Origin of the sequence: Microbacterium sp., from assembly GCF_031988965.1 — a bacterium.
Lineage (GTDB): Bacteria > Actinomycetota > Actinomycetes > Actinomycetales > Microbacteriaceae > Microbacterium.
Genome location: NZ_DALZXX010000004.1, coordinates 60,750 through 70,792, shown reverse-complemented (window position 1 = coordinate 70,792; position 10,043 = coordinate 60,750). Strand labels below are relative to the sequence as shown.

Genomic DNA, 10,043 nt, shown 5'->3' with positions numbered 1-10,043 from the left:
TGGATGCGGCTGCCAGGGCCCCGCTCTTGGTCGCTGTGATGTCGGGCGTGGTCTCCGCGAGCTCCGTGGTCACGTCAGCCGAGACGGACGAGACGTTCGCCTCGTTCGTCGCGACGCCGCTCGCCACCGCACTGTTCTGCACCTCGCCGGCATCCACATCGGCCTGGGTGAGGGTGTACCGAGCAGAGGCGGTCACCTGCTGCCCCGGCCGGAGCACTCCGGTCTCGCCACTCGGCCACGTGCCGTAGGAGATGCCGGAGAGGCCCTCCAGGTCATCGGCGATGGCGACGTCGAGCACGCTCGTGTTCCCGGTGTTCTCGATCACGAACGAGTACTCGATGGAGTCGCCGAGCCGACCGTCGCCCACCAGCGTGTCGATCTTGGTCAGGTCGAGTGCGGGAGTCCGGGTGCGAGTCGTGATGACGATCGTGTCCGAGGCGGTCGTCGCCTCGTCAGCGGGCGTCACACCCGTCACCGTCGCATCGTTCCGGATGCCGCCACGGTCGACGTCGGCCTGGGTGACCGTATACGACGCCCGGGCCGTCGCGGACTCGTCCGGGGCGAGCTCGCCGGCGGCTGCGGGCCACCCGTCGAACGTGATCTCCGACAGGCCGGGCAGCGGATCGGTGACCGCGATCCGGTCGACGGTGACCGTCCCCGTGTTGACGACGTCGAAGGTGAACTCGACCACGTCGCCGACCACGAGGTCCGCGGACTTCGACGCGGACTTCTCGAGCGTCAGAGCCGAGGTCTGATCGACGGGGACGGCGGCCGGCTGCGTGGCTGTGACGACAGCGCCCGACGGAGCGGTGCCGCGACCCGTGACGACGCTGATGATCGAACCGGCGTCGACATCCGCCTGGGTGAGCACCGTCGTCGCGCTCGCGGTGACGGATCCACCGGGAGCCAGCACACCCGCAGGGCCCTGCCAGTCGTACACCGGCTCGCTCGTCCCGGGGAGAGCGTCGGAGAGAGCGGCCCCCGTGAGCGTCACGTTTCCGGTGTTCGTGAGCGTGTAGGCCCATGTCACGGTGTCGCCCGCGGCCGCTCCGGCCGGGACGGATCCGGAATCGGTCACCGCAACCGCGGGGCGTGCGGTCGGCATCGCCACGGTCACGGCCTGCGAGGTCGCGGATACCGGAACGGGATCGGCGACGCGCGAGACGCCGGAGACGGATGCCGTGTTCGGAATCGAGCCTGCGTCGACATGCTGCTGGGTGACCACGATCGTGGCGGTCGCCGTGACCGACTGCCCCGGGTCGAGGGAGCCGGGTGTTCCGCCCGCCCAATCGAACGCAGCTCCCGAGATGCCCGGGAAGGTGTTTCCGATCGCGTCGATGCCGTCGACCGACACCGTGCCGGTGTTGCGCACGACGTAGGTGAATGTGACTGTCTCACCGAGTGCGGCCTGCGGCGGCGCGGTCTGACTGATCACCAGCTGTGCGCGCTGCTCGCCGGTCGCGACGTCCGCCGTCGCCACCACCGGATCGATCGCGCCTGCGGGTGCGGCTGCCGTCACGGTCACGGAGTTCGTCCGTCGGCCGGCGTTCACGTCGGCCTGCGTGATGACGTAGAAGGCCTCGGCGGTGGCCTGAGCGCCGGGGGCGAGCACACCGGGCGCGTCGTCATCCGGCCAGTCGACGACCGGCTCCAGGCCGTCGATCGCCTCGTCAAGCGCGACATCCGTCAGCGTGACGTTGCCCGTGTTGCCGATCGTGAAGTCGAAGCGGATCGTGTCACCTGCAAGACCCGATCCGAGCACGGTGCCCGTCTTCGACACCGACACCGATCCCGACTGCGTGATCGGCACGGTGACATCGGCCTGCTCGGTGACAGGCACTCCACCAGGTCCGGTGGCCTGTCCGGTGACGACGTTGCTGATCGCTCCGGTGTCGATGTCCGCCTGCGCGAGCGTGTAGGTCGCAGTGGCTGTCACCACCTGATTCGGCGCCAGCACGCCCTCCGCCCCCGGCCAGGTGAAGCTCAGCGGCGAGACCCCGTCTTCGGGGTCGGCCAGCGAGACACCGGTGAGCGTGACGTTGCCGGTGTTGCGCAGCGAGAACGAGTACGTGACGATGTCGCCGGCGCGTGCGACCGCACCGCCGGTGAGGGTCCCCGTCTTCGTGACCTCGATGTCCGGAGTCTGCGCCGCGGTCGGCGTGGTCACCGTGTCGGAGGGATCGGTGACTGCCGGCCCGGTCGGTGGTGTGCCGGTCGAACTCGCGGTGTTCGTGACGGATCCCGCGTCGAGGTCGGCCTGCGTGATGCGGTGCGTGGTCGTGGCCACCACCGACTCGCCGGGCTGCAGGGTGCCGTTCGCGCCCGGCCACGGACCGTACGCGAGCGGGCTGAGTCCGGGGGCGGGGTCCGACAGCGCAACGCCGGTGAGGGTGACGTTGCCGGTGTTGCTCGCACGCAGGGTGTAGGTGATCAGGTCGCCCAGTTGTCCGCTGCCGCCCACCGAGGCCGTCTTCGTGGTGATGATCGACGGTGCCGCCGCATCCGTGGCGAGCACGACGGGCTGGGACGACGCGGAGACAGCGGCACCGGTGGGAGGTCGGCCGGACACCGCGGCGACATCCGTGATCGATCCGGCGTTCACGTCGGTCTGCCGCACGACATAGGTGGCTGTCGCCGTGACGACCTGGTTGGGCGCCAGAGTGCCTGCTGCGCCTGAGGGCCAGCCGCCGTAGCTGATGGCGGAGAGTCCGCTGTGCGGGTCGCTGACGGACACGCCCGTGAGCGTCACGTTGCCGGCGTTGCGCACCGTGTAGGTATACGTGATCCTGGACCCGATCGCTCCGGATCCCGTCGTGTAGGCACCACTCTTCTGGATGCTCAGCGCCGGCGCGGAGCTCAGCGGCACTGTACCGGACCCCGTCGCCGTGGTGGGCTGCCCCACGGAGGGGGCTCCGGTCGCGGTCGCGGCATTCGAGACGGAACCGGCGTCGACGTCGGTCTGCAGCACGCGCGAGGTGGCCGTCGCCGTCACGGCGGTGCCCGGCGGGAGCACGCCCGCTGCGCCCGTCGGCCACGCGCCGTAGGCGAGCTCGCTGATGCCCGGCAGGGAGTCCGTCGCGGAGACGCCGGACAGCGTGACATTGCCGGCGTTGCGTATCGTCACGGTCCAGGTGATCGTCTCGTCCGCCACCCCGGTCGCCCCTGCGGGAAGCGCCCCGGTCTTCGTCACCTGCAGGCGGGGGTCTCCCGCCACCGTCGAGGTGGAGACGGTGCCCGAGGCCGCGCTGACGGGGACACCGCTCGGCGCGACGGCGCTTCCCGTCGCCACGTTCGTGACGACGCCCGCATCGACGTCCGGCTGCGTCACCGTGTGGCTCGCCCTCGCGACCACCTGCTCCCCTGGGGCGAGAGTCCCGGTCTCGCCGGGCCACGTGTACTCGAACGGCGTCAGACCCACCAGCGGATCGGTGACGACGACGCTGCGGAGCGTGACGTTGCCGGTGTTCGTGACACGGACCGTGTAGTCGATCACGTCGCCGACGTTCCCCGCTCCACGCACCGCCGCGGACTTCACCGTCGAGATACCCGGTCCCGCCGGCACCGTGGCGAGTGTCACTGTCGGAGACACTGCCGCCGCCGTCGCCCCGGACGGAGCGTTCCCGGTGACGCGGGCGGCATTGTTCACGCTTCCCGCGTCGACATCGGACTGTGTCACGGTGTAGGTCGCTGTTCCCGTGACCTGCTGACCCGGCGCGAGGGTGCCCGTGGCGCCCGGCCAGGTCGTCGCGATCGCGCTGAGGCCTGAATGCGGGTCGGTGATCGCGACGCCGGTGAGTGTGACGTTGCCCGAGTTCCGAGCGGTGAAGCCGTAGGTGATGACGCTGCCCACCGCACCCGTGCCCTGCGTGTACGCACCGGTCTTGCCCAGGGTCAGGGCCGGTCCGGCCGTGAGCGGCAGCGTGGCTGCAGCCGTCGCCTGCACCGCTGCCCCCGTGGGCGGTGTTCCACTCGTCGTCGCGGTGTTCGCCACGGACCCGGAATCCACATCCGATTGCGTCAGCACGCGCGTCGCCGTGGCCGTCACACTCTGACCGGGCTGGAGCGTGCCCTCCGCACCGGGCCATGCCGAGTACGCGAGGGGTGAGAGCCCTGGCAAGGGGTCGGCGATGCCCACACCGGTCAGTGTGACGTTTCCGGCGTTGCGCACGGCGAAGCTGTAGGTGACCACGTCGCCCGCTCGTCCGGTCGCGCCCGGCGACAGCGCCGCCGTCTTGTCGAGCGTGAGGCGAGGCGCGCCTGCGACAGTCGGCGTCACGACCTCCGCGGACGATCCGTCGACCGCGACACCACCCGGCGCCGTCGCCGATGCCGAAGCCCGGTTGCGGATCGACCCGTCGTTCACGTCGGCCTGCGTGATGACGTAGGTGCCGCGCGCCGTCGCCACCTGCCCGGGAGCAAGCACTCCCGCGGCACCGGGCCAGGTGACGGACAGCGCCGACAGCCCGGGAAGGGGATCCCGCACCGTCACGCCTGTCAGAGTCTGATTGCCGATGTTCTCCGCGCGGATGCTGTAAGTGACCACATCGCCCACGCGGTTGCCGGAGCCGGCGGTGGCGCTCTTGGTCACGGCGAGCCTCGGTGCGGCGGCCGTTGTCGCGACCACGGCCTCCGCGGACGATGCGCTGATGACGGCTCCGGTTGGGGGCCTGCCACTCACCGAAGCGGTGTTGCGCACCGATCCGGCATCGACGTCGCTCTGGCGCACTGTGTAGGTGGCCGTACCCGAGGCGGTCTGGCCCGGTGCCAGAGTGTTGGGAGACCCGGGCCAGGTGATCGTCGGCGCGCTGAGGCCCGCGAGGTTGTCCGTCAGGGTGACGCCGGTCAGCGTGACGTTGCCCGAGTTGCGAATCGTGAAGGCGAACGTCGCGGTGCTTCCCACGCCTCCGTCGCCCGACGTGATGGACCCGCTCTTCGACACCGTCATCGCCGGCACCGGCGCGATGCGCACCGTCGACGGGCCGGTACCCGACACCGACGCGCCGCGCGGTGGGGTTCCGGTCGCCGTCGCCGTGTTGACGACCGAACCGGCATCCGCATCGGTCTGCGTGACCGTGTAGGTCGCCGTACCGGTGACGCTCTGCCCGGGCTGCAGAGTGCCGGCCGCTCCGGCCCAGCCCGTGAGCGTCACGGGTGTCGCCCCCAGCAGGGGGTCGACGAGTGAGACACCGGTGAGCGTGACGTTGCCGGAGTTCCGCACGGTGAAGGCATAGCTCACGGTGTCGCCTGCGACTCCCGCACCCGACAGTGTTCCGACCTTGGTGACGGCGATCGACGGAGCGATACCGGCGGTCGGTGTCGTGATGGCTCCGGATCCGGCGGTGACGGTCGTTCCGCCGCCGGTGCCCGAGGCGCTCGCGTTGTTCGTGACGGCGCCTGCGTTCACATCCGCTTGGGTGACGGTGTAGGTCGCGGTAGCCACGACCGACTGGCCGGGCGAGAGCGTGCCGGATGCGCCCGGCCACTGATAGTCGAGTGCGCTCAACCCGGCGAGCGGGTCGGCGATGCCGACGCCGGTGAGCGTGACGTTGCCCGTGTTGCTGGCGCGGAAGGTGTAGGTGATGACGCTGCCGACGCCGCCCCCGCCGCCGGCGGCCGACTTCGTGACCGAGATGCCCGGCGCAGCGGCCACCGTGGCGACCGTGACCTCTCCCGACGACGCCGAGATCGCCGGTCCGGTCGGTGGCGTACCCGCGACGGTCGCCGTGTTCCTGGCCGCGCCCGCGTCGACGTCGGATTGACGGATCGTGTAGGTCGCGGTGGCGGTCACCGTCTGGTTCGGCTGCAGCGTGCCCGCGGCGCCGGGCCATGTGTAGGTCAGGGCCGAGAGACCGGCGTGCGGGTCGTTGATCGCCACGCCGGTCAGCGTGACGTTGCCCGTGTTCTGCGCCGAGAACGAGTACGTGACCGTGCTGCCCACCGAGCCGTTGCCGGTGGTCACCGCGCCGGTCTTCGTCAGGACGATCCCGGGCGCCGAGGCGAGGGAGACTGTGGCGGGCGCGGTGCTCGATACGCGGGCGCCGGTGGGCGGCGCGCCCGATCCGGTCGCCGTGTTGCTCACGGCTCCCCCGTTCACGTCGCTCTGCGCGATCGTCGAGGTCGCCGTGGCGGTCACGGTCTGTCCCGGCTGCAGCACGCCGGTGGTGCCGCTCGGCCACGTGCCATACGTGGGAACCGAGATCCCCGGCAGAGAATCGGCTGCAGTGACCCCGCTGAGCGTGACGTTGCCGGAGTTGCGGAGCGTGATCGTCCAGATGATCGTGTCACCGGCACGACCGGATGCTCCGCTCTGGAGCGCACCGGCCTTCGTGGTGACGATTCCCGCAGAGGCCGGGACGGTGTTCGTCGTGATCGTTCCGGAGGTGCTCGTCACCGGGGTCGCCCCGTATGCGGCGCTCGACGAGGCGACGTTCCGCACGGATCCCGCGTTCACGTCTGCCTGCTTGATCGTGTACGTGGCGACGGCCGTGACCGTCTGCCCCGGTGCGAGGGTTCCCGCCGTGCCGGGCCAGGTGTACGTGAACGACGAGAGCCCGGCGAGCGTGTCGGTGACCGCGACCCCGGTGAGCGTCACGTTTCCGGTGTTCGTCGTGCGCACGGTGTACGTGACGACATCGCCGACCGCAGCAGTCCCCGAGACCGTGGCCGACTTCGTCGTGGCACTGGCCGGCGACGCGGCGACCGTGGCGACGCGGGTCGTGGGCGAGCTCCCGGACACTGCCGCTCCACCGGGCGTGCGGGCTGATGCCGACGCGGTGTTGGTCACGGCGCCCGCGTCCACGTCGGATTGCCGGATCGAGTAGGTCGCCTGCCCCTGAACCGTCTGACCCGGCGCGAGCGTTCCGGCCGTGCCAGGCCATGTGTATGTCACTGCCGAGAGCCCGGGCAGCGGGTCGGCGATCGCGACCTGCGACAGGGTGACGTTGCCGTTGTTCGTCGCCGAGAAGGTGTAGGTGACAGTGCTTCCCACGCCACCGGCACCGGCTGTGACCGTCCCCGACTTCAGCACCGTCAGGGCGCCCGCCGGGGTGACCGGCAGAGTGAAGGATCGCGTCTGGGTCACTCGCGCGCCACTCGGCGGTGCGGCCGAGGCGGTCGCGGTGTTCGCCACCGCCCCGGCATCCACGTCCGCCTGCTTCAGCGTGTATGTCGCCACCGCCGTGACCGCCTGCCCAGGGGCGAGCACGCCTGCCGCCCCCGGCCACGTGTAGGTCAGCGCGGAGAGTCCTGAGAGCGGGTCGGCGATGCGCGCATCCGTCAGGGTCACGTTGCCGGTGTTCGCGAGCCGGAACGTGTAGGTGACGATGTCTCCGGCCTTACCGGTGCTTCCGGGGGCCATCGCCCCGGTCTTCGTCAGCGAGACGGCGGGATTCGATGCGGCGGTCGAGACGACCGACTGGCTGCTCGGGACGTTCAGCGTCGCCCCTGCGGGCGTCTGCGCGGTTCCGGTCGCCGTGTTCCTGACCGCTCCCGCGTCGACGTCGGCCTGCGTGATCGAGTAGGTCGCGCTCGCCGTCGCGGACTGCCCCGGAGCGAGAGTCCCGGCTGTCCCCGGCCAGGTGTATGCCAGTGGGGAGAGCCCGGGAAGCGGGTCCGTGATCCCGACCGACGTGAGTGTCGTGTTCCCGGAGTTCCGGACGGTGAAGGAGTAGGTGATCGTGCTCCCGACGCCACCCGCACCCTGCGTGATGGCACCCGACTTCGTCGTCGTGAGGCCCGGGGCGGACGCGATCGTGGGAACGGCGACCTGAGGCGAAGATCCGGAGATGGTGGCCCCACCCGGCGTCCGGGCGGTGGCGGTGGCGGTGTTGCGGACGCTGCCTGCGTCGACGTCGGCTTGAGTGATGGTGTAGAAGCCGGTGGCTGTAGCCGTCTGGCCCACCGGCAGCGACCCGGCGGTCGCGGTCGGCCAGGTGATGACCGGAGGAGACAGGCCGGGGAGCGGATCGACGAGAGAGGCGTTGGCGAGCGTGACGTTTCCCGTGTTGCGCACCGTGAACGTGTAGTTGATGCGATCGCCCACACGTCCGGTCGCACCGCTCGCGAGCGCTCCGGTCTTCGTGACCGTCAGAGCCCCGGCGGCGGCGATCGGCGTCACGCGGTTGGCATTGCCCGATGGCCTCGCGCCACCGTCGTCATCGGCCGCGCTCACCGTCGCCGTGTTGGCGATCGAGCCCGCATCGACGTCGCTCTGCTTGAGCGTGTACGACGCCGTCGCCGTCACGGATTGGCCCGGAGTGAGCACACCCGCGGCGCCTGGCCACGCTCCGAAGGTGATCGCCGACAATCCGGACAGTGGATCGCTGATCACGATGTCGTTCAACGTCGACTGCCCCGTGTTCGTCACCGTGAAGGTGTAGATGAGGACGTCGCCGGCGCGGCCGGTTCCCCCGGGCGCGAGCGCACTCGTCTTCGTGAGTGTGACGGCGCTGAGCAGCACCGTCGTGCTGTCGCTGTCCTGAGCGAGGAAGTCCCCGACCACGGTGCGCGCGGTCGCCTCCGCCGTCGACACGTATCCTGTCGCCGACGGCGCCGTCGCGGTGCACGTGAACTCCCGCGACTCGAGCGGCGCCAGAGTCACTGCCCCCAGGCTTCGCGCGCACCCGGCCTGATCGTCGGTGATCACGATGTTGCGCAGCGTTCCCGCACCGGTGTTCGTGATCCTGATCACGAAGGTCGCGAGCTCGCCTGCGGTCCGCGACTGCGTGTCGACCGTGCCGTTGAACGTCTTCTGGAGCTGCAGGCCGGCGGTCGGCACCGACAGCATCGCGTTCCGCAGAAGGTACGAATCACCGGCGGTTCCGAGTCGCAGATTCACCGTCGAGTCTCCGGCGACGACGTTCGAGAGGGGCACCGTCGCGACATCGACGTTCTGGTTCGTGAAGGCCGTCCCCGCCGTGCCCGTGTATCTGACCGAGCCGACCGCGCGCGAGATGCCGATGTTGCCGGTCGCTCCCGCGGCGTTCGGTATCTCCGTGTACGTCGTGGAACCGCCGCGCGAGTACGCCGCGGAGTCACCCGTGATGTTGCGATCGCCCTCGAACAGCGTGAACCCGGCACGGGTTCCGGCGGCGACGGCGGTGAAACCGTTGAACGCGACCGTCAGCGCCGGGTCGTTTGCTCCCTGACGCACGTGACCCTCGTAGTAGATGATGTTGTGCGGCACAGACGCAGGGTTGTCGGGGATGAACGTGCCGTAGTCGTACACGACGTTGATCGACCAGCCGGCGTAGCAGCCCGCGCCGGTCGGAGTCCAGATGTTGCCGGCCGAGATCGAGACCTCGGTTCCCGTGGGCACCGAGGCGAAGGCGGAGGTGACGTCGGCGCTCGCCGAGTAGTAGAGGGCGGTCGCCTGTGAGGTGGGGTCGACCAGCATGCTCTGCGGCGCGACACTGGTGACGCCCGCGTTCGCGACCTTGAGCTGCACGGCGCGCGATGTGTAGCCTGTCGGGCTGCCCGAGGGCATGGTCGCCACGCCGCGAGCTGCGGAATATTGCGAGCACAGAGCGCGACTGTCGCCGGTGTAGACCCCGGTGTTCGCGCTCCATGTCAGGAAAGCCTTGACCACGGTCGCTCCGGCGGGCACCGTGATCGTGGCGCTGCTGGAGTTCGCGGTGAAGCCCGCGACGGAGTTGCTCTGCGTCATGACGAAGTTGTCGTTGACGTTGTTCGCGTTGGTGCTCGACGCCGCGTGCAGATCCGCGCAGGTGCCGTTCGTCGTCGCGGTGGTCGCCGAGCAGGCCATGACGCCGTTGCCCGCCATGATGAAGTCACCGTTGACGTTCGCCTGGTAGTTCGGCGCTGTTCCGGAGTTCGTGCCCCACTGCACGACCGCGGCCTCGGCCGTCTGCGGAGCCCCGAGTGTGAAGCCGGCTGCGATGACGGCGACGGCGGTGATCATGGCGACGGCTGACCTTCGCCATCCGCGCCGAGCACCTCCCCGCACCATCTCCGACCCCCCTCAGAGTCACGCGCCCCCGATGATCGGAGCCGCGTGGCACCCACCCTACGAGAACCTCCAGCTG

1 pseudogene is annotated in these 10,043 nt (G+C 70.2%); it reads right to left on the bottom strand.

The features are described 5' to 3' along the window. A pseudogene (locus tag RTM68_RS03000) lies at window positions 1–9,919 on the bottom strand (hypothetical protein); the annotation flags it as partial. Window positions 9,920–10,043: the final 124 nt, after the last annotated feature.